A 19,885-nucleotide genomic window follows, 5' to 3' on the forward strand; every position below is an offset into this window, starting at 1 on the left:
GCCCCGCTCCCGCCCGGTCGTTCGACACCGTGCTGCACGCCGCGGCGTCCCCCGCCGACGCGACCACGGTCGTGACCGCGCCGACCCCGGTGCCGCGGTGTGGTGGCGGGGGCGATGCGTGCCTCCCGACCGAGCTGCTGGAACAGCCCGTGCCCGGAGCCGCCGCACCGGAGCCGCGCCGTGCACTCGGCGCGACCGCCGGGGCGGGGCTCGGTGCCGTCGCCGGCATCGCGACGATCGGTCTGGCCGCCTGGTGGTTCACCGCGCCGTCGACCGTGCACGGCGTCGGCGTAGTGCTCGGACTGCTCGCGCTGGTGGTCTCGATCGTGGCGCTGCGCGACCGGACAGCCACGTGGCAGCGGCCGGTCGCGCTGCTCGGCGCCGTGCTCGGTGGTGTCGGCACCGTCGTGCTGCTGTGGGCGGTCGCCGCGGCGCTGCTGCCGCTCGCGGGGGTGACACTGTCGGACGTCACCGGAACCGGCGTGACCCCGACGCTCGCCCCGTAGCGCCGCGACCGCTCAGACGCCGGCGTCTCGGTGCGACGCCCCGGGGACGTCGAGACGCCCCCGAAAGCCGCGGCGTATCGATGACTCTGCGGCGTCGATGGAACACGCCGGCGTCTCGCAGCACGCACCGGGGGCGACACACCGGCGTCTGAGCGCTGGCGGACGCAGGTCGCAACCGCTCAGACGGCGCGGACGACCCCGCGCGACAGGATCGCGTTCGTCAGGGCGTCGATCGGCTCCCGCTGCACCGTCGGGTTCGCGATGAGGACGTAGTCGACCGCGGGCAGGTCGGGCAGCCCGAGCCGCTGCGACACCTTCACCAGGTCCGCCGGGATGAGCGAGTGCGGGAACACCGCGACGCCGATGCCCGCGCGCACCGCGGCCAGCACCCCGTTCACGTCGCGGGTGTTGCAGGTGATCCGCCAGGTGCGGCCGGCGGCCTCGAGCGCGTCGATCGCCATCTGCCGGCTGATGCTCGGCGCCTGGTACGCGATGAGCGGCACGGGTTCGCCGGGTTCCAGGGCGATGCCGTCCTGCGCCATCCACACCATCTGGTCGGTGGCGACCCGGGTGCCCTCGGCCGACTCCCCCGCCGTCTGCTTGATGAACACCAGGTCGAGCTGACCGGCGTGCACCCGCCGGAGCAGCGGCGACGACTGGTTCACCGTGAGCTCGAGGTTCACCTGCGGGTGCAGCCGCCGGAAGTCCCGCAGGATCCGGGGCAGCTGGGTGATGGCGAGGTCGTCCGCAGCGCCGAACCGGAGCCGTCCGCGGGTGGCCGCGCCGGAGAAGTAGGCGTCGGCGGTGGCGTGTGCGGCGAGGATCGTCCGCGCGAACCCCGCCATCGCGTCCCCGTTGTCGGTGAGCGCGACGCCACGGGTGTCCCGGGCGACCAGGGTGCGTGCCACCGCGGTCTCCAGACGCCGGACGTGCTGCGACACCGTCGGCTGGCTGATGCCGAGCCGGGTGCCGGCCTGCGTGAAGCTGCCGGTCTCCGCCACGGCAAGGAACGTCTGCAACAGGACCGGATCGAGCACAGGGCACCTCGTTCGTTCGCGCGGGCGTTCGAGCTGTCGTTCGAGCAGCCATCCATGCGGGCATTCGCGCGGTCATTCGACATCGCAATGGACTGATAGCCACCATAGGGGTATCGAATGGCTCGGCACCACGTAGTTTCGTTGGGGTACCAGATCCACACCGACGTCCGGAGAACCCCGCACCGTGAGCGCGTCACCGACGACCCTCCCCCCGCCCACCGAACCGCTCCCGATCCAGACCACGCGACCGCCGTGGCGCCACACGCTCGTCGCCCTGTCCGTGCCGAACTTCCGGCTGTTCACGGCGACGAACCTGGTCGCGATGACCGCCGGCTGGATGCAGCGCATCGCCCAGGACTGGCTCGTGCTGCAGCTGACCGGCTCGGTCGCGCAGGTCGGCATCACGGTCGCCTGCCAGTTCGCGCCGATGCTGCTGTTCGGGCTGCTCGGCGGCGTGCTGGTCGACCGGTTCTCGAAGCGCGCGCTCATGATGATCACGCAGGGCGTCTTCGCCGTGCTGTCCGCTCTGCTCGCCGTGCTGACGCTCGCCGGCGTCGTCGAGGCGTGGCACATCTGGGTGATCGCGTTCCTGGTGGGCATGGTCACCGTGATCGACAACCCGGCCCGGCAGGTGTTCGTCACCGAGATCGTCGGGCACAAGCACCTGCGGAACGCCATCAGCGTGAACTCGTCGGTGTTCCAGCTCGGCGGCATGATCGGTCCGGCACTGTCGGGGGCCCTGCTCGTCGCGGTCGGTGCCGGCTGGTCGTTCGGCGTGAACGCGATCGCCTGCGTGGCCGTCGTCGTGACGCTCGGGTTCCTGAAGGTCTCCGAACTGCACCGCACACCCCCGGCGCCGCGGGGCAAGGGGCAGCTCGTGGAGGGCCTCCGCTACGCCGTCAACAAGCCGACGATCATCGTGCCGGTGATCCTCGTGGCGTTCTTCTCGGTGTTCGCGTTGACGATGCCGGTGCTGCTGTCCGCCTTCGCGTCACAGGTGTACGACGTCGGCGCCGGTGGCTACGGGGTGTTCAACTCCGCCGTCGCGATCGGCGCCCTGGTCGGCGCGCTGCTGTCCACCCGGCGGGCCGTCGTGCGGCTCCGCACCATCGTCGGCGGGGTGTTCTGGACGGGCGTGCTGCTCGTGGTGTCGGGGTCGATCCCCGCGATCGCGCCGTTCACCGTCGCGCTCGTGGCCGTGGGGATGTCGCAGCTGCTGTTCCAGACCGCGTCGAACTCGCTCGTGCAGCTGTCGTCGAACGTGGCGATCCGCGGCCGGGTGATGTCGCTCTACGTCCTGGTGCTGCTCGGTGGACAGGCGATCGGCGGCCCGCTGATGGGCCAGGTCGTCGACCGCTTCGGTGCGCACGTGGGGATGATGGTCGCCGGTGGCGTGCCGGCTGCGGCCGCCGCGGTGATCGCGCTCGTGCTCGCCCGCCGAGGGGGCCTGCACCTGGCGGTGCGGATGCGACACCACCTGCCGGTGCCGGCGATCGTCGCGCACTGACGCGGGACTTCGCGGTGACCACCCGCCGGCCTGGAGGCCCGTGGCGGCCCCGCCCCGCGCCTCCCGTCCGCCCCTTGGTCGCGCCAGGCCGTACGCAAAACACCGGTGTTCACGCTCGACGCCGCGGAATCCCGCGGTGTGTTGCGCGAACACCGGTGTCCCGCGAGGGGCAGTGCCTCAGTAGGCGACGCCGAAGCGCGTCTGGTGGTGCGCCGGGGTGACGATCTCGTCGACGAACGCGATCGCGTAGTCGGCGCCGGAGATGTCCGAGTTGCCCTCGGCGTCGGCGAGCAGGACCTCGTCCGAGGCGCGGTAGGTGCCGCGGCGCTCGCCCGGGTTGTAGCTGCCGAAGGCCGCGGCGGGGCTCACGTAGAACCAGTCGACCTGGGTGTCCGAGGCGCGGAGGGCGTCGAGGATCTGCGCGTGGCTCTTCGCCTCGCCCTTGAAGGCGTCCGGGAAGCCGTCGGTGTCGAAGAGGCGGGGGCCGTCCTCGGACACGCGCATCGAGCCGGCACCGCCGACGATGCCGAGCCGCGCGCCAGCCGCGGCGGCGGCGTCGACGAAGTGCTGGAACTTGTCCTTCAGCTCGCTGCCGTCGGCCTGCGCGGCGTGGAGCGAGACGACGACGACGTCGGCACCCTTGGTGACCTCGGACACGAAGTCGGCGTCGAACGCGTCGCCCTGCGCCAGGGTGAGGCCCTCGGCCGGCTCGAGCTTGCTCGTGTCGCGGGCGACCGCGGTGACGGTGAGGCCGCGGGAGAGGGCCTCGTGGGTGATGGCGGAGCCGGCGTAGCCGGTGCCTCCGAAGACGACGATGTTGGTCATGGTGTTCCCTTCGTGGACGTGCTGGGCGTCGGTGACGTTGACAGTCACCGTACAAGAGTTACTCTCTTTGAGTAAGTAGGCACCTGGCGGTGCGTTTCGGAGGACACCATGTCAGCACTCGAGTACAGCCCCTACGCGGCGGACTGCCCCAGTCGGCAGCTGCTCGACCGCATCGGCGACCGCTGGAGCGTGCTGACGATCGGCGTCCTCGCCGACGGTCCCGCACGGTACTCGGCGGTGGCGGCCCGGGTGCAGGGGGTCTCGCAGAAGATGCTCACCCAGACCCTGCGGGCACTCGAACGCGACGGCATGGTCACGCGCACGGTGTTCCCCGAGATCCCGCCGCACGTGGAGTACGAGCTGACCGATCTCGGACGGTCCCTGCGCACGGTCCTCGTGCCGCTGGAGGACTGGGCGACCTCGCACATGCCCGACGTCGCGGTGGCGCGCGAGGGGTACGACGCGCGCTGAGCTCCGGCGCGCGCTGCGCTCCGGCGCGCTCGGAATCCCCGACGGTGACGAGTGGTTGCCTGGGGACATGCGATCGATCGTCTACACGAAGCCCGGTGCCAGCAACGTCCTCGAACTCGTCGAGCGGGAGATCCCGGAACCCGGCGCGGGCGAGGTCCGCGTCCGCGTCGTCGTCTCCGGCGTCAACCCGACCGACTGGAAGGCCCGCGCCGGCGGCACCTACGGCGACGGCCTGCCCTTCCCCGAGATCACGCCGAACCAGGACGGCGCCGGTGTGGTCGACGCCGTGGGCCCCGGTGTCGAGGGACTGGCCGTCGGTGACCGCGTCTGGCTGTTCATGGCGGCGGCGTCACGGCCGACCGGCACCGCGCAGGAGTACACCGTCGTCCCCGAGTCCCGCGTCGTCACGCTGCCCGACGGCATCTCGTTCGACGTCGGCGCCGCGCTCGGGGTCCCCGCGATGACGGCGCACCGAGCCCTCACCACCCACGAGGACGGCCCCGCCCGACTCGGCCCCGATGCCCTGGACGGCTTCACCGTGCTCGTCGCCGGCGGTGCCGGCGCCGTGGGGCACGCCGCGATCCAGCTCGCCCGCTGGGCCGGAGCGACCGTCATCACGACGATCAGCTCGGACGCGAAGGCAGCGCTGGCGACGGCGGCCGGCGCGCACCACATCGTCAACTACCGCGAGGAGGACGCCGCCGAGCGCATCCGGTCGATCGCGCCCGACGGCGTCGACATCGTCGTCGAGGTCTCGATCCCGCAGAACGCCACACTCGTCGCCGACGTGCTGGCGAACCACGGCGTCGTGTCGATCTACGCGAACAACGGCGGGGACGAGGCGAGCCTGCCGATCCGGCCGAACATGACCGTGAACGCCCGCTACCAGTTCCTGCTGCTCTACACGATCGGTGACGAGGCGCTGTCCGCTGCGGCCGAGGACGTCACCGAGGCGCTGCACGACGGCGTACTGCCGGTCGGCGAGGACGCCGGACTGCCGCTCACCCGGTTCGCGCTCGAGGAGACCGCCCGGGCGCACGACGCGGTCGAGCAGGACACGGTCGGCAAGGTGCTCATCGACGTGACCGAGGCGCCGTAGCCGCGACACCGGATCCCACTCCGGGTCCGGCTCCGGCTCGGCGGACGACGAACGGCTCCCACGCATGCGTGGGAGCCGTTCGTGGTGGACGGTGCGGGAGGGGTCAGCGACCCAGACGCGCAGCGATGGCAGCGGTGACCCGGATCCGGGCTGCTGCGCGCTCGCGCTCGATGTTGGCGGCGATGACGTCGAGGTCTTCGTAGTCGGCGTCGGTGGTGGTGTCGTTCCAGTTCGGTGAGGAGATCCGGGCACGCCCGAACGACGGCGGAGCAGGGTTCACGGTCGTCATGGGGGCATCGTACGTCGAGCGTCCGACAGAGCGTGTGAGCATCACGGGCCTTTCCTTGGATTGCGGTCGCGCTCGGGGAACGAGTAGGTCAGCGAGAACGCGACGGCCATGAACGACGCCATCATCGCGATGTTCTTGGCGTCGAGTTCGGTGAAGGCGTCGGGGACCGGGGAGTCGACGGTGAGCATGCCGAACGAGTACTGGTCGGACCGGATCACCACCGACACGTACGAGGAGTACCGCGGTTCGAAGCCCGGCACGTCCTGGTCGACGTCGACGTCGGCGGAGCGGTCGCCGACGATCCGGGGTGATCCCCCGACCAACACCCACTCGAGGTTGCGGTCGCCGTAGGGCGTGCCCGCGCGGAAGACACCGGCGGTGTCGCCGGCGCCGGCGTGACCGATCGGCTCGAGCGCCCGCAGATCGGTGGACAGCTGGTAGACGTTGGCGCGGACGTCGGGCACCTTCGGCAGCAGGTAGAACGCCAAGGCCACGGCCACACGGTCGGCGACGACGGAGAGCTCGCCGTGGCGCTCGGACCGGCGCAGTTCGGTGAACCGGACGAGCCGGGTGGCGATCTGACCGAACGCGTACCGGACGGCCGTCGACTGCTCGAGCTCCGCCGCGGTGGCGTTGTCCTCGGCCACCGAGCGCGCGGCGTCGCTGCGCCGGGTCCGGACCACCTGCACCGTCACCGCGGCGACGAGCACGACGAGCCCGAACGCGACGAGCGAGAGTCGGACCGCCGGGGCGACGAACAGGTTGGGCAGCTGGAACGCGGCGGTGGGCGCAGCAGCCACCACGATCGGCCACACGACCGTGCCGACCCGTCCTGAACGCTGATGCCCCATGACGACGACGCTAGGTCACGCCACCGACTCGGACGGAGTTGTCCACAGGTCGGTTCTCCACAGGATCCGACGGCCTCCACCAGCCCGTCGCACGCAGCTGGTAAGCAGGACCCATGACCGACGTCAGCACGCCCGTTCCCGGATCCAGAGCCCTCGTCCTCGGTGGCGGAGGTGTCGCCGGCATCGCCTGGGAAGTCGGCGTCCTCGTCGCCCTGCAGGAAGCCGGCGTCGACCTCGACGCCGCCGACCTGGTCGTCGGCACGAGCGCCGGCAGCGTCGTCGGCGCCTTCGTCCGGAACGGTGCCGTCCAGCAGGCCCACGACCAGCAGCACAGCCCGGCCCCCACGACCTACGAAGAGCCGGCACCGATCGACGTCGAAGCCGTGCAGCAGCACATCGGCGCAGCACTGCAGGGCGCGACCGACGAAGAGGACGCCCGCGCTCGACTCGGCCAGGCCGCCCAGCAGGTCGTCGGCGGGCAGACCGACGACGAGCGCATCGTGACCTTCGGCGAGACGCTCCCGTCCACCGAGTGGCCGGAGAAGCCCCTCGCCGTCACCGCGGTCGACGCCACCGACGGCACCTTCCGCCTGCTGACCGCAGCGGACGGCGTCCCGCTCCCCCGCGCGGTCGCCGCCAGCTGCTCGGTGCCCTTCGTGTGGACCCCCGTCAGCATCGACGGCCGCCCCTACGTCGACGGCGGTGTCCGCTCCGGCACCAACGCCGACGCCGCCGCCGGGTACGAGCGGGTCCTCGTCATCGCCTGCGGACCCGAAGGGCCGTCTCCGTGCGGACCCTGGCTCGACGTCGCGGTCGAGGCCCTGCGCGCCGGTGGCTCGTCGGTCGAGGTCGTCGTGGCCGACAGCGCGTCCCAGCAGGCCTTCGGCACGAACTCGCTCTCGCTCGCCACCCAGGCGCCGTCGGCCGAGGCCGGCCACGCCCAGGGCACCGCGGTCGCCGAGCAGATCGCCGCCTTCTGGGCCGAGGACCTGGCGAGCGTGCACGCATGAGCGCCCCGTTCTCCGACCTCGACCAGTACATCGCGCTCCCCCGCGTCGACGGCATCGACGTCAGTCCGGACGGCACTCGCGTCGCCCTGACGGTCAGTGCACTCGATCCGGACGGCACCGGTTCCCGCCGGTCCATCTGGCAGGTGCCCACGTCGTCGACCGACGACAGCGGGTCCGCTGCGCGCCCGGTCCGCCTCACCCGTTCCGCCAAGGGCGAGGGCGGCATCGCCTTCACCCGCACCGGCGACCTGCTCTTCGTCTCCGCCCGGCCAGACGCGGACGCTAGCGACCTCGAGGCGGCACAGCTCTGGGTGCTGCCCGCCGCGGGTGGCGAGGCCCGCCCGCTCACCCGTCTCGCCGGGGGTGTCGGTGGCGTCCTGGCCACCGCGTCGTCGTCGGACGTCGTCGCGCTGACCGCCGACCTGCTGCCGGGGGCCGGTTCCGACCCGTCGACGGTGCTCGAGGCCGACGCCGGGCTCCGGAAGACCCGCAAGGACAAGCACGTCCGCGCGATCCTGCACGAGACCTACCCGGTGCGGTACTGGGACCACGACCTGGGTCCGGCCCAGACCCATGTCCTGACGCTCGACACGGCCGGCGGCGCGGACGAAGTCGCTCAGCCCGTGGACCGCACGCCGTCCCCCGGCCGCTCCCTCGACCACGTCAGCGGAGCGCTCACCCCCGACGGATCGGTCCTGCTGGCAGCCGTGGGCGTCCGGGAGGCCCGTGGACACCGCTCGACGCTCGTCACCATCGACCTGTCCAGCGGCCACCGCACGGTGCTGTTCGACGACGCCGCCGTCGACCACGAGATGCCGGCGCTCAGCCACGACGGTCGGACGATCGCCTGGGTCCGCACCGTCCGCTCCACCCCGGCCGGTGCGAACCAGCAGGAGGTCTGGACGGCCGGCATCGACGGCTCCGACGCCCGCCGCATCGCGGCCGACTGGGACCGTTGGCCGAGCGAGCTCGTGTTCGAGCACGGCGACGGGGCGCTCCTGGCGGTGGCCGACCAGGACGGCCGCGCGCCGGTCTTCCGCATCCCGCTCGACGGCGGCGCCGTCGAGCAGCTGACGCACGACGACTGGGCGTACTCGAGCCTGCGCGTGGCGGAGGCGACGGGCGTGGTCGTGGCGCTCCGGGCCTCCTGGGCGGCGCCGCTGCACCCCGTGCGGATCGCGACGGACGGTACGGTGACCGCGCTGGCGACGCCGGCGCCCCTGCCGGACGTGCCCGCCCACCTGGAAGAGGTCGAGACGACCGCTGCCGACGGTGCCCGTGTGCGCGGCTGGCTGGTCGTGCCCGAAGGCGACGGGCCGCACCCGCTCGTCCTGTGGATCCACGGTGGGCCGCTCAACTCCTGGAACCAGTGGTCGTGGCGGTGGAACCCGATGCTGCTCGCGGCACGCGGGTACGCCGTGCTGCTGCCGGACCCCGCGCTGTCGACCGGTTACGGGCTCGACTTCGTGAACCGCGGCTGGAACGCCTGGGGGCAGGCGCCGTACACCGACCTGATGGCGATCACCGACGTGGTCGAGGCCCGAGCCGACATCGACGCCTCCCGCACCGCGGCGATGGGCGGGTCGTTCGGCGGGTACATGGCGAACTGGGTCGCCGGGCACACCGACCGGTTCCGGGCGATCGTCACCCACGCCAGCCTGTGGGCGCTCGACCAGTTCAACGGCACGACGGACTCGTCGCAGTACTGGTCGTCGATCTTCGACGCCGACGGGATCGCGGCGAACGACCCGCACCGGTTCGTGGGCGACATCACGTCACCGATGCTCGTCATCCACGGCGACAAGGACTACCGGGTGCCGATCGGCGAGGGGCTGCGGCTGTGGTCCGAGCTCGCGGAGCACCACGCGGCGCCGGACGGCTCGATGCCGCACCGGTTCCTGTACTTCCCGGACGAGAACCACTGGGTGCTCTCCCCGCAGCACGCCGTGGTCTGGTACGAGACGGTGTTCGCGTTCCTCGGGCAGCACGTGCTCGACCAGGAGTGGGAGCGACCCGAGCTGCTCGGCTGAGCGACACGTCCGGACGGAAGGAGCAGCCGCCGACGATCCCTGCCCGCCCCGCGGCCACGGCTCAGAGGGCTTCGAGCACGTCGAGCGCCCGCTCGACCCCGTGCTCTCCCTGCATCCGCCGCCCCACGTCGGCGGCACGGTCGCGGCGGGTCAGGGCATCGCGCATCGCGGGTTCGAGCGTGCCCACCGACACGCGACGCAGCGGAACCGGAGCGGCGGCCACGCCCTGTCGGTGCAGCTGCGCGGCCCAGAACGGCTGGTCCGCGGTGACGGGCACGACGACCGCGGGCACGCCGGCGCGGGCAACGGCGTGCGCGGTACCGGCCCCGCCGTGGTGCAGGGCGAGCGTCGCGCCCGGCAGCACCGCGTCGAACGGCGTCGACCCCACCGCCAGCACGTCGGGGCCACGGAGCGCAGCCGGCAGCGCGAGGCCGCCCGCCCCGGTGACGAGCAGCACCCGGAGGCCGTGGGAACGGGCAGCCGTGACGATCGCAGACCCTCGAGCCGCTGCGTCCCGCGCCGTCCCCGTCGCCATGGACCCGAACGAGGCGACGATGAAGCGACCGGCCCGCAGGAAGTCGCCGACCTCGGGGTCGAGTGACGCCGACGGTGTCGCCTCGTACCAGGCCCCCGTCTGGTGCACCCGCTCGGGCCAGTCGTCGGGCCGCGGGAGCAACGCGGGACTCACAGCCATGAGCGTCGCACGCGACGGCGACCGCCGCGCGGGACGACGGCCGCCCGGCAACTCGGCGGCGGCGCGCACCACGTCGGCGTCGAAGAGACGGGCGACGGCGCGGGGGACGGCGTAGGTGGACCGGTTGCGCGGGCCGAGGTCTCGGGTCGCCGTCGGGCCTCCGGCGGCGGGGAAGCGCTCGCTCGGGGTCGCCACGGGTGCGAACTCCACCAGCACGCGGGGGACGCCGAGCGCGTCCGCCACCATCGGAGCGCTCAGGATCAGCGGGTGGTGAACCACCACGCCGGGGCCGAAGTCGACGCTCTCCCGCACCGCGGCCGCGAGCATCCGGCGCATCGCAGGACGCACCTCGGTGCGCAGGTGGTGCGCGAGCACTCGAGGGGTGCGCCGGACAGGGAACAGCACCCGGTGCGCGTCCAGGCCGAGGCGCACGGTGTCGACACCGTCAGGCGCGACCGCGTCGTCCGGCAGCGCCAGCCGCACCTGGTGTCCGCGGGACAGGGCACGTCGTGCCAGTGCGGCGAAGGGCTCGACGTCGCCGCGGGTGCCGGCGGTGAGCAGCATCATGCGCATCCGACCAGTGTGGCGGGGAAGCCGGCGCCCGGCGTCACCGTCGGCCGGGTACGCTCGGGCCCGTGACTGACGGACTCGAGCGGATCCCGCGAACCGCGCTGTCCGGGATCGGACCGGCCGTGCGCCGGCTCCTGCTCATCTCGCGACCGGTGCTGTGGATCAACACCATCGGCTCCGGGCTCGTTGCCGTGTGGCTCACCGGCGCGCTGTTCGACGTGCGGGCGTTGCCGCTCATCCTGTGGCTCACCCTGCCGTTCAACCTGCTCATCTACGGCGTCAACGACATCTACGACCAGGACACCGACGCGGCCAACCCCCGCAAGGGGTCGATCGAGGGTGCCAGGATCCGACAGTCCGAGGTGCGGCTGATCGCCTGGGCCGTCGCGGTCGTGAACGTCCCGTTCCTCGTCTACTTCTCCATCGCACTGCCGCCGCTCGCGAACGCGGTGATCCTGCTCTACGCGGGTGTCTTCGTCTTCTACTCCGCACCGCCGCTGCGGTTCAAGGCGCGGCCGTTCCTCGACTCGCTGAGCAACGCCGCGTACGCGCTGCCGCTGGTCATCGTCCCCGCGGCGCTCTCGGTCACCCCGGTGTGGCCGGCTGCCCTCGGCCTGATGGCGTGGAGCGTGGCCAAGCACGCCTTCGACGCGGTGCAGGACATCGAGGAGGACCGCCGTGCGGGCATCACCACCACCGCGGTCCGGCTCGGCGCGCGCGGGACGGCATGGTGGAGCGGGTCCTGGTGGATCGCCTCGACGGCACTCTTCGCCGTGGTGAGCGTGCCCGTGGCCGCAGTCAACCTGCTCATCGCCGGCATCCTGGTGGTGTCCTTGCTTCGTGATCCGACGCCGGAGACCGGTCACCGCCTGTACCGTCTGTCGGTCGCCTTCCCGTACATCGCGGGGTCGTTCGTCGGGGTGCTCCTCATGGTGTCGATCGTGTTGGGAGGCCGCTCGTGAGCCGCATCGTCGTGGTCGGGGGCGGGATCGGCGGCCTGACCGCCGCCGCGCTGCTCGCACGTGCTGGCCATCGGGTCACCCTGCTCGAATCCTCCGCAGAGCTCGGCGGCAAGAGCCGGCGCATCCACCTGGGTGCGGACCGGATCGACACCGGCCCGTCGTTGATGACGTTCCCCGCCGTGTGGGACGAGTTGCTGCGGCGACTCGGCGACGGCGCGGACGCGGGCGCACCCGAGCGCACTCGCGATGCCGGTCACCTCGACCTGGTGCGGATGCCCGAGGTCGGTCGCTACTACCACGACGGCGAGGAGACCTCGCTGCCGGTGGCGCCCGACCACCCGTGGTACCCCGCCTGGCGCCGGTTCTCGGACCTGCACGCACCCCTCGCCGACGACGTGACCGAGCTGCTGCTCGCCGACCCCCTCGACCGCGCGGCCCTCCCGGCGCTCCGTCGGCTCCTGGCCGTCTACGGTTCGCGACTCACGACGCGCGCCTACCTGGACGGCTTGCCGTGGCTGCCGGACGGGCTGCGCGAGATCATCGCGATCCACACCCTCAACGCGGGCGTCTCGCCGGCACGCACCCCGGCCCTCTACGCGAGCATGCCGGCGATCATGGCGGAGACCGGTGCCTGGGTGCCGCGCGGCGGGATCTACGAGATCGTGCTCGCGCTGGCCCGGCTGGCCGAGGCCGCCGGAGCCGAGGTGCGCACCGGCGAGGCCGTCACCCGCATCGAGCGCGGGTGGGTCACCACCGAGGTCGGGCGGTACCCGGCCGACCTCGTCGTCAGCGCCGTGGACGCCGACCGGCTCACCACACTGACGGGCCCGTCGCGGATCCCACCGCTCCCCCGTCTGCGTCCGCGCACCCTCTCCTGCTCGGCCGTCGCGGTGTACGGCGTCCTCCGCCAGGAGTTGCCGGCGGACCTCGCGGCGCACAGCGTGGTGCTCCCGACGAAGCCGGCGGCACTGCACCGCAGCCTGGAGGCCGGCGACGAGCCGGCGGACACCATGGTGTTCGTCAACCAGTACCGCGCGGGCGAGGTGTACCCGAACGGGCGCAGCACCGCAGGGATCCTGCTCACCGCGCCCGCCGACGGCGGTCACTACACGGCGGAGCACCCCTTCGTGCGGCGCGAGGTCGACCGTGTCTCCCGCGCGATGGGACTCGACGGGCCCCTCACCGACCTGCTCGACGAGCAGGTCGTGCTCGATCCGCAGTACTACGGCGAGGGCGGCGAACCACACGGGGCGCTCTACGGAGCGGCACGCCCGCCGTGGCTGAGCGGGCCGTTCCACCGTCCCTCGTACAACGACCCCTGGCGGCCCTGGCTGTGGCGGGTCGGTGCGTCGGTCCACCCCGGCGGCGGCGTCCCGGCGGTGGTGGGTGGCGCGATGATCGCGGTGAACCGGCTGCTCAAGTCGACACCGGCCTGACACGAACGAGCGAACCAGCGAACCAGCGAACCAGCGAACCAGCGAACCAGCGAACCGGCGAACCGCTCCACACCAGCCGGGCAGTTACACGAACGCGGCCTGCCCGGTGATCGCCCGGCCGACGATCAGGGTGTTGACCTCGCGCGTGCCCTCGTACGAGTAGATCGCCTCGGCATCGGAGAAGAACCGAGCGACGCCCTTGTCGAGCACGATGCCGTTGCCGCCCTGCACCTCGCGGCACCAGGCGACGGTCTCGCGCATCTTCGAAGTGGCGAACGCCTTGGCCATCGCGGAGTGCTCGTCGCCACCGACCCCGGCGTCCTGCATGGCCGAGGCCTGCGTGCAGAGTGCGATCGAGGCCGTGATGTTCGACAGCGACTTGACGAGCAGGTCCTGCACGAGCTGGTGCGCGGCGATCGGCTTGCCGAACTGGACCCGCTCGCGGGCGTAGGCCAGGGCGGCCTCGTACGCGCCGATCGCGATGCCGACCGCCTGCCAGGCGACCTCGGTGCGGGTCAGTCGGAGCACCTCGGCGGTCGAGCGGAACGACGTGGCGTTCTGCAGCCGACGCGACTCGGGGACACGGACGTCCCGCATGACGATGTCGGCGTTCTGCACGCCGCGCAGCGCGATCTTGTCCTCGATCTTCGTCGCGGTGAAGCCCGCGGTGTCGGTGGTGACGAGGAAGCCCTTGACCTGGCCGTCGGCGACGTCCTTCGCCCAGATCACGACGACGTCGGCGAAGGTGGCGTTGCCGATCCAGCGCTTCTCGCCGTCGAGCACCCACTCGTCGCCCTCGCGCCGCGCGGTGGTGCGCAGGCCCTTGGCGGAGTCGCTGCCGGAGTACGGCTCGGTGAGTCCGAAGGCCCCGATGAGCTCGCCGGCGGCCATCCGTGGCAGCCACTCCCGCTGCTGCTCGTCACTGCCGGCGACCGCGATGGAGTTCATCGCCAGGCCGGACTGCACACCGATGAAGGTGGCGACGCTGGCGTCGACCCGGCCGAGCTCGAGCGCTGTCCACCCGCGGTAGACGGCCGAGTTCTCGAACCGGCGCACCATCGGCACGCCCGGCCCGTACATGCCGAGCTCGGCGAGCGGCGCGATGACCTGCATCGGGAACTCGGCACGCGCCCAGTACTCGTCGGCGATCGGCCGGACCTCCTGCTCGAGGTACTGCCGGAGCTGCCCGAGCGACGCACGCTCCTGCTCGGTGAGCTGCTGCTGGAAGCCGTAGAAGTCCGATTCGAGCAGGGCCGTGGCGGGCATGGTCGTTGACATGGGAACCACGATGCATCATTCTCGAAAACGTTGCAAGAGAGGATCGCGTGTACACATCAGACTCTGCGCTGCGCGCCTTCCGGGAGGCCCGTCACACCTTCATCGCCGGGTCGCGGATCGACATGGGGGCGTTGGCTGCCGCACTCGGCGTCGATCGCACGTCACTGTTCCGCTGGGTCGGCAACCGTGACCGGTTGCTGTCCGAGATCTTGTGGTCCCTCGCCGTCCCGACGCTCGACGGGGCAACCCACGCCGCCGACGAGATCGGAGCGACCGGGGCAGCCCGGCTCGTCGTCGTGCTCGACCGGTTCACCGCGGACCTGATCGACGCCCCGTACTTCCGTGCGTTCCTGACCCGCGAACCGGCTCGGGCGATGCGTCTGCTGACCACCTCGGAGAGCGACGTGCAGAGCCGGTTCGTCGCCCGGGTCACCGCACTCATCGAGCAGCAGGAGTCGTCCGGTACGTTCGATCCGGCACCGTTGTCGGCTGAGGAGCTCGCACGGCTGCTCGTCCGGATCTCCGAGTCGTTCACCTACGCCGAGTTCATCTCCGGTGAGACCCCTGATCCCGACCGGGCACGTGCGGCGTTCGAGTACGTCCTGCGGCCCGACGCGGTGCACGCCACACCCGCACCACCGATCGGAGACCGATGACCATCGACGAGTACCCGTTCCGCCGCTCCTACCCCACCAGGTGGAACGACAACGACATGTTCGGGCACGTCAACAACACGATCTACTACTCGGCGATGGACAACGCGTCGACGTACTGGTTCCGCGAGTTCGCCGGGCTCGACCCGTTCTCGTCGGAGTGGATCGCCGTGCTGGTGTCGTCGAGCTGCCGGTTCGTCGAGTCCGCCGTCTGGCCGGACGTCATCGAGGTCGGGATGCGCTCGAAGCACCTCGGCACCACGAGCCTGTCGTGGGAGTTCGGCCTGTTCCGGCAGTCCGACGGGGCGCTGCTCGCCACGGGTGAGTTCGTGCACGTCATCATCGACCGTGAAGGTGCCCGTCGTCCGATCCCGCTGCCCGCCGAACTCCGCGAGCTCGTCACGGGTTCGATGGTCGCGCAGCAGCCCGCCGTCGCCGACTGAGGACCTCAGCCCTTCAGCGCAGCCAGCTCGAGGTTGATGTCGTCGGGGTCCTGCACGGACAGGATCACCATGCCGGCGTCGCCGAGGTCGGTGACCTCGCCGTGCTCGACCCCTGCGGCGTCGAGGCGTGCAGCCGCCTGGTGCAGCTCGTCGACCGACCCCACGACGAAGCTCACGTGGTCGAGGCCGACGGTGTCAGGGTCGAACGTCTGCCCCGCCGGGGCGACCGGACGGAGCCCGAACACCTGGTCGCCGAGCCGGAACACGGAGCCGCCGTAGAAGCGCTCACGGTCCTCGCGCACGCCGGGCTCGTCGACCTGGTCGCTGAAGTCGATCGCCGGGTCGGTGCCGAGCAGCTGCTGGTAGAACGCCTTGCTGCGGTGGATGTCGGTCACGGTGACACGGACGTGGGCCAGGGCGGTCGGGCGTGCGAACGGCTCGGTCATGGTGGAGCTCCTCAGGGTTGCGCGCCGTGGTTGCGACGCGCACCCGAGGCAACCCTCGGTGCCTCCGAAGCACCCGAGGCCGTGCGGCGACCGGACAGCCGCGCGCACGACGTTCCGCACGCCGCACAACCACAGCGCCCCCGAACCACGCGATCGCGCGGTTCGGGGGCACTTCGGTCGTGCAAGCGGCGCTGGACCCGAACGCCAGCGCCGCGGTCCGGGGTCAGATCAGGTCGTCGGTCAGGTGGTTCGGCGTGCCGAAGCGGTGCGCCGTGATCGACACCGCCTGCTCGCGGACGAACGGCAGGATCTCGAGCCGCCCGGCCTCGGTCACCGGGCCGCCGTACACCGCGACGTCCGGACGACCACCGACGGCGGAGTACAGCGCCGAGGTGTCCCCACCGATGAGCCGCACGCGGGTCGAGGGACCAGAAGCGACCGAGCTCGCGAAGGCCCCGTCGGACACCGTCTGCGACAGCGAGCGCACGATCGGCAGCGACCGGATCGCCGAGGCGACGGACGACGGCAGCGTCGCGGCCGTGGAGACCTCGATCGTCGTGCCAGCCCGGAGTGCGGCTGCGACGACGCGGACGAGCTCGATCACCGAGGCGTCAGCGTCCGCGTCGGCGACCGCGGCCAGCCGCACCTGCACCGACGGGAACGGCAGGTACCGGGCGATGTTCCGCTCGGCGGAGAGCGCCGAGACGTCGGTCGCGGTGCCGAACAGCGTCGACCAGGCCTGCTCGTCGGACGCCAGCGCACGGTCGAGCATCGGCGAAGCGACCTCGGCAGCCCGGGCGAACGCCGAGACCGGACCCGACACGGCGACACCGGACGCAGCAACCGCCGGCGCCGGCGTCCACGACCCGAGCCCGAGCAGGTAGTTCAGCCCACCCGCCTTCGTGCCGGCGCCGACCGCCGACTTCTTCCACCCGCCGAACGGCTGACGCCGGACGATGGCGCCCGTGATGCCGCGGTTGACGTAGAGGTTGCCCGCCTGGATCCGCGACAGCCACGTGCCGATCTCGGCCGGGTCGAGCGAGTGCAGTCCCGAGGTCAGGCCGTAGTCGACCTCGTTCACGATGTCGATCGCCTCGTCGAGGGAGTCGGCGGTCATCATGCCGAGGATCGGGCCGAAGTACTCGGTGCGGTGGAACTCCGAGCCACGGCGGACGCCCTGTCGGACGCCCGGGCTCCAGAGCTTGCCGGTCTCGTCGAGCTGCTTCGGCTCGACGGCCCAGGACTCCCCCGCCCCGAGCGTCGTCAGGCCGTCGAGCAGCTTGCCCGATGCCGGCTCGATGACCGGGCCCATCTGGGTCGCCGCGTCGGTCGGGTAGCCGACGGTGAGCGACGACACCGCGTCGAGCAGCTGGTTCCGGAAGCGCTTGGACTTGGCGACCGAGCCGACCATGACCACGAGCGACGCTGCCGAGCACTTCTGACCGGCGTGCCCGAACGCGGACGCGACGACGTCCTTCACGGCGAGGTCGAGGTCGGACGACGGCGTGACGATCACGGCGTTCTTGCCCGAGGTCTCGGCGAGCAGCGGCAGGTCCGGCCGGAACGAGCGGAAGAGCTCGGCCGTCTCGTACGCACCGGTGAGGATGACCTGGTCGACCATCGGCGACGCGATGAGCTGCTGCCCGAGGTCGTCCTCGGACACCTGCAGGAACGCGAGCACGTCGGCCGGTGCCCCGTGGGCGTCGAGCGCGGTCTCGATGATCGAGGCGAGCACGGCGCCGGAGCGTTCGGCGGGCGGCGCGGGCTTCAGGACGACGGCCGACCCGGCGGCCAGTGCGGCGAGGGTGGACCCGGCGGGGATCGCGACGGGGAAGTTCCACGGCGGCGCGACGAGGGTCAGCGCTGCGGGCGTGAAGGTCGCACCGTCGACGTCGTCGAGCGAGGACGCCAGGGTGCCGTAGAAGTGCGCGAAGTCGATCGCCTCGGACACCTCGGGGTCGGCCTGGTCGATGGTCTTGCCGGTCTCCGACGCCATGACCTCGATGAGGGCGGCACGGTTCGCCTCGAGTGCGTCGCCGACGGCGTGCAGCACCGCGCCACGCGCACCACCGGACCAGGTCCCCCAGACCGCACCGGCGGCCTTGGCGCGACCGAGCGCGGAGTCGAGCGCCGTGGCGGAGCCGACCCGGGCCTCCTGGACGGCACGGACGCCGAGCGTCGACGAGGTGACCCGTGCGGTGATGGCGTCGCCCCAGGCACGGACGGCGCCGACCGAGGGGTCGCTGTCCGGGGTGTTCTCGAAGTGGCCGGGGCCGGGGCGGCCGACGGCGGCGTACCGGTCGGCGACCCGGTGTGATGCCGGCGCTTCGAGCCCCTCGGGCGTCGCGAGCGGCACCAGGGAGGCGCGGAAGCGCTCCTCTTCGCGGGCGAACAGCGGCGGCGACGACACGAGCGAGAAGACGGCGGACATGAAGTTGTCCTGCGACGCGCCTTCTTCGAGACGACGGATCAGGTAGGCGATCGCCACGTCGAACTCGCCCGGGTGGACGACCGGCGTGTAGAGCAGGAGCGAACCGACGGTGTTCTTCACGGCCGATGCCTGCCCCTGCGCCATGCCGAGCAGCATCTCGAACTCGATGCCGTCCCGCACGCCGCGCTCACCGGCGAGCAGCCAGGCGTGGGCGACGTCGAACAGGTTGTGCCCGGCGACACCGACGCGGACGTTGTCGACGCGCGATGGGGTGAGCGCCCAGTCGAGCACCCGCTTGTAGTTGGTGTCCGAGTCCTGCTTGGTGTGCCAGGTGGCGAGCGGCCAACCGTGCACCGAGGCCTCGACCTGCTCCATCGGCAGGTTCGCGCCCTTCACCAGCCGGACCTTGATGCCGGCACCGCCGCGGGCACGGCGGGCGGCGGACCACTCCTGCAGCTCCTGCATCGCGGCGAGCGCGTCGGGCAGGTACGCCTGCAGCACGATGCCGGCTTCGAGGCCCAGGAACTCGGGCTCGTCGAGGAGCTTCGTGAAGACCGCGATGGTGAGGTCGAGGTCCTTGTACTCCTCCATGTCGAGGTTGATGAACTTGGCGGGGCTGGCGGCTGCGGCGCGCTGGAAGAGCGGTCGGAGCTGCTCGACGATGTCGTCGACGGCGTGGTCGAACGCCCACGGGGAGTGCGGGTGCACGGTGGACGACACCTTGATCGAGACGTAGTCGACGTCGTCGCGGGCCAGGAGCTTGTGGGTGCCCTCGAGCCGGCGGGCGGCTTCGCGTTCGCCGAGCACGGCCTCGCCGAGCAGGTTGACGTTGAGGCGGACGCCGTCGCGCTTGATGCCGGCGATGGCCGGGCCGAGCTTGGAGTCGGTGGCGTCGACGATCAGGTGGCCGACCATGTTCCGGAGGACGCGGCGGGCGATGGGGACGACGACGTTCGGCAGGACCGGGGCCATGCCGCCGCCGAGCCGGACGAGTCCGCGGAGCGCGGCGGGCAGGAACCCGGGGGCGTCCGGGGCGATCTGGCGGAGCTTGCGGGCGGCGACGGCGAGGTCTTCCGGTCGCACGACGCCGTCGACGAACCCGACGGCGAAGTCGAGGCCGGCGGGGTCGGCGAGCACCCCGGCGAGCTGCTTCGCGGAGCCGTCGACGGGGTACGACTCGGCCTCGGCGAGCCACTGTCGGACGAGCGCGACGGACTGGTCCGCCAGGGCGTCGTGGTCGATGGCGGAGTCCTCGTGCAGCGTCGTCATGGGTTCAGTGTGGAGGTCCGGGATGCGGTAGCGGAAGTGAGCGTTCCTGATGGATACCGTTCAGTTGCGCTACCGTTC

The 19,885-nt window shown here is 71.9% G+C and carries 18 protein-coding genes; 10 read left to right on the plus strand and 8 right to left on the minus strand.

Annotated features, from left to right (window positions below; genetic code table 11):
* Positions 1-506 (plus strand): hypothetical protein (locus tag BOSE127_RS05830; RefSeq protein ID WP_201300435.1); only part of this gene is annotated, 506 nt, incomplete at its 5' end.
* A gap of 179 nt (positions 507-685) precedes the next feature.
* Here BOSE127_RS05830 and BOSE127_RS05835 read toward each other — a convergent pair.
* On the minus strand, positions 686-1,543 hold the full coding sequence (locus tag BOSE127_RS05835) for a LysR substrate-binding domain-containing protein (RefSeq protein ID WP_017886578.1): 858 nt from the start codon (positions 1,541-1,543) through the stop codon (positions 686-688).
* Positions 1,544-1,727: 184 nt separating this feature from the next.
* Between BOSE127_RS05835 and BOSE127_RS05840 the strand changes: the two genes are divergently transcribed.
* Positions 1,728-3,050, plus strand: coding sequence for an MFS transporter (locus BOSE127_RS05840; RefSeq protein WP_159556515.1), 1,323 nt, complete (start codon positions 1,728-1,730; stop codon positions 3,048-3,050).
* 177 nt (positions 3,051-3,227) lie between these two features.
* Here BOSE127_RS05840 and BOSE127_RS05845 read toward each other — a convergent pair whose 3' ends face one another.
* Positions 3,228-3,875, minus strand: coding sequence for an NAD(P)-dependent oxidoreductase (locus tag BOSE127_RS05845; protein WP_159556517.1), 648 nt, complete (start codon positions 3,873-3,875; stop codon positions 3,228-3,230).
* 108 nt (positions 3,876-3,983) lie between these two features.
* Between BOSE127_RS05845 and BOSE127_RS05850 the strand changes: the two genes are divergently transcribed.
* A complete protein-coding gene (locus tag BOSE127_RS05850) occupies positions 3,984-4,346 on the plus strand; it encodes a winged helix-turn-helix transcriptional regulator (RefSeq protein WP_017886575.1) in 363 nt (120 codons plus the stop codon).
* A 67-nt stretch (positions 4,347-4,413) separates the two neighbouring features.
* Positions 4,414-5,445, plus strand: a complete 1,032-nt coding sequence (locus BOSE127_RS05855) for an NADPH:quinone reductase (protein WP_159556519.1) — start codon at positions 4,414-4,416, stop codon at positions 5,443-5,445.
* A gap of 103 nt (positions 5,446-5,548) precedes the next feature.
* Here the strand turns inward: BOSE127_RS05855 and BOSE127_RS05860 are convergent, their stop codons facing one another.
* On the minus strand, positions 5,549-5,734 hold the full coding sequence (locus BOSE127_RS05860) for a hypothetical protein (protein WP_017886573.1): 186 nt from the start codon (positions 5,732-5,734) through the stop codon (positions 5,549-5,551).
* Positions 5,735-5,775: 41 nt separating this feature from the next.
* Positions 5,776-6,585, minus strand: a complete 810-nt coding sequence (locus BOSE127_RS05865) for a GAF domain-containing protein (RefSeq protein ID WP_140447925.1) — start codon at positions 6,583-6,585, stop codon at positions 5,776-5,778.
* Positions 6,586-6,698: 113 nt separating this feature from the next.
* On the opposite strand from BOSE127_RS05865, the gene BOSE127_RS05870 reads away from it, so the two are divergent.
* Both BOSE127_RS05870 and BOSE127_RS05875 read left to right on the plus strand, forming a co-directional pair.
* A complete protein-coding gene (locus tag BOSE127_RS05870; protein ID WP_159556521.1) occupies positions 6,699-7,595 on the plus strand; it encodes a patatin-like phospholipase family protein in 897 nt (298 codons plus the stop codon).
* Positions 7,592-9,625, plus strand: coding sequence for a S9 family peptidase (locus tag BOSE127_RS05875; RefSeq protein ID WP_159556523.1), 2,034 nt, complete (start codon positions 7,592-7,594; stop codon positions 9,623-9,625). The genes BOSE127_RS05870 and BOSE127_RS05875 overlap by 4 nt, the downstream gene beginning before the upstream one ends.
* A 61-nt stretch (positions 9,626-9,686) precedes the next feature.
* On the opposite strand, the gene BOSE127_RS05880 is transcribed toward BOSE127_RS05875, so the two are convergent.
* Positions 9,687-10,892, minus strand: a complete 1,206-nt coding sequence (locus BOSE127_RS05880; protein ID WP_159556525.1) for a glycosyltransferase — start codon at positions 10,890-10,892, stop codon at positions 9,687-9,689.
* A 62-nt stretch (positions 10,893-10,954) separates the two neighbouring features.
* Here BOSE127_RS05880 and BOSE127_RS05885 point away from each other — a divergent pair, with 62 nt between their 5' ends.
* The gene (locus BOSE127_RS05885) at positions 10,955-11,851 is read left to right on the plus strand and encodes a UbiA family prenyltransferase (protein ID WP_017886568.1); all 897 of its coding nucleotides are present in this window, start codon (positions 10,955-10,957) and stop codon (positions 11,849-11,851) included.
* Entirely contained in the window at positions 11,848-13,287 is a 1,440-nt protein-coding gene (locus BOSE127_RS05890; protein WP_071251583.1) for a phytoene desaturase family protein, read from the plus strand. The genes BOSE127_RS05885 and BOSE127_RS05890 overlap by 4 nt, the downstream gene beginning before the upstream one ends.
* Before the next feature lie 84 nt (positions 13,288-13,371).
* On the opposite strand, the gene BOSE127_RS05895 is transcribed toward BOSE127_RS05890, so the two are convergent.
* The gene (locus BOSE127_RS05895) at positions 13,372-14,565 is read right to left on the minus strand and encodes an acyl-CoA dehydrogenase family protein (RefSeq protein WP_371831442.1); all 1,194 of its coding nucleotides are present in this window, start codon (positions 14,563-14,565) and stop codon (positions 13,372-13,374) included.
* A 47-nt stretch (positions 14,566-14,612) separates the two neighbouring features.
* Between BOSE127_RS05895 and BOSE127_RS05900 the strand changes: the two genes are divergently transcribed.
* Positions 14,613-15,221, plus strand: a complete 609-nt coding sequence (locus BOSE127_RS05900) for a QsdR family transcriptional regulator (RefSeq protein WP_017886565.1) — start codon at positions 14,613-14,615, stop codon at positions 15,219-15,221.
* The gene (locus BOSE127_RS05905) at positions 15,218-15,661 is read left to right on the plus strand and encodes an acyl-CoA thioesterase (protein ID WP_017886564.1); all 444 of its coding nucleotides are present in this window, start codon (positions 15,218-15,220) and stop codon (positions 15,659-15,661) included. Before BOSE127_RS05900 ends, BOSE127_RS05905 begins: the two co-directional genes overlap by 4 nt.
* A gap of 5 nt (positions 15,662-15,666) precedes the next feature.
* Here the strand turns inward: BOSE127_RS05905 and BOSE127_RS05910 are convergent, their stop codons facing one another.
* Complete coding sequence (locus BOSE127_RS05910) at positions 15,667-16,107, minus strand: VOC family protein (RefSeq protein ID WP_017886563.1); 441 nt, start codon at positions 16,105-16,107, stop codon at positions 15,667-15,669.
* A gap of 223 nt (positions 16,108-16,330) precedes the next feature.
* Positions 16,331-19,807: a proline dehydrogenase family protein gene (locus BOSE127_RS05915; protein WP_159556527.1), complete on the minus strand. Its 3,477-nt coding sequence runs from the start codon at positions 19,805-19,807 to the stop codon at positions 16,331-16,333.
* Positions 19,808-19,885 lie beyond the last annotated feature (78 nt).

The sequence above is a fragment of the Curtobacterium sp. 8I-2 genome (genome assembly GCF_902506155.1).
GTDB classification, from domain to species: Bacteria; Actinomycetota; Actinomycetes; order Actinomycetales; family Microbacteriaceae; genus Curtobacterium; species Curtobacterium poinsettiae.

Coding starts and splice junctions, on each gene's coding strand:
- BOSE127_RS05850 (WP_017886575.1), top strand. CDS start 3,984: ATGTCAGCACTCGAGTACAGCCCCTACGCGGCGGACTGCCCCAGTCGG.
- BOSE127_RS05910 (WP_017886563.1), bottom strand. CDS start 16,107: ATGACCGAGCCGTTCGCACGCCCGACCGCCCTGGCCCACGTCCGTGTC.
- BOSE127_RS05865 (WP_140447925.1), bottom strand. CDS start 6,585: ATGGGGCATCAGCGTTCAGGACGGGTCGGCACGGTCGTGTGGCCGATC.
- BOSE127_RS05855 (WP_159556519.1), top strand. CDS start 4,414: ATGCGATCGATCGTCTACACGAAGCCCGGTGCCAGCAACGTCCTCGAA.
- BOSE127_RS05845 (WP_159556517.1), bottom strand. CDS start 3,875: ATGACCAACATCGTCGTCTTCGGAGGCACCGGCTACGCCGGCTCCGCC.
- BOSE127_RS05880 (WP_159556525.1), bottom strand. CDS start 10,892: ATGCGCATGATGCTGCTCACCGCCGGCACCCGCGGCGACGTCGAGCCC.
- BOSE127_RS05875 (WP_159556523.1), top strand. CDS start 7,592: ATGAGCGCCCCGTTCTCCGACCTCGACCAGTACATCGCGCTCCCCCGC.
- BOSE127_RS05895 (WP_371831442.1), bottom strand. CDS start 14,565: ATGTCAACGACCATGCCCGCCACGGCCCTGCTCGAATCGGACTTCTAC.
- BOSE127_RS05905 (WP_017886564.1), top strand. CDS start 15,218: ATGACCATCGACGAGTACCCGTTCCGCCGCTCCTACCCCACCAGGTGG.
- BOSE127_RS05860 (WP_017886573.1), bottom strand. CDS start 5,734: ATGACGACCGTGAACCCTGCTCCGCCGTCGTTCGGGCGTGCCCGGATC.
- BOSE127_RS05915 (WP_159556527.1), bottom strand. CDS start 19,807: ATGACGACGCTGCACGAGGACTCCGCCATCGACCACGACGCCCTGGCG.
- BOSE127_RS05870 (WP_159556521.1), top strand. CDS start 6,699: ATGACCGACGTCAGCACGCCCGTTCCCGGATCCAGAGCCCTCGTCCTC.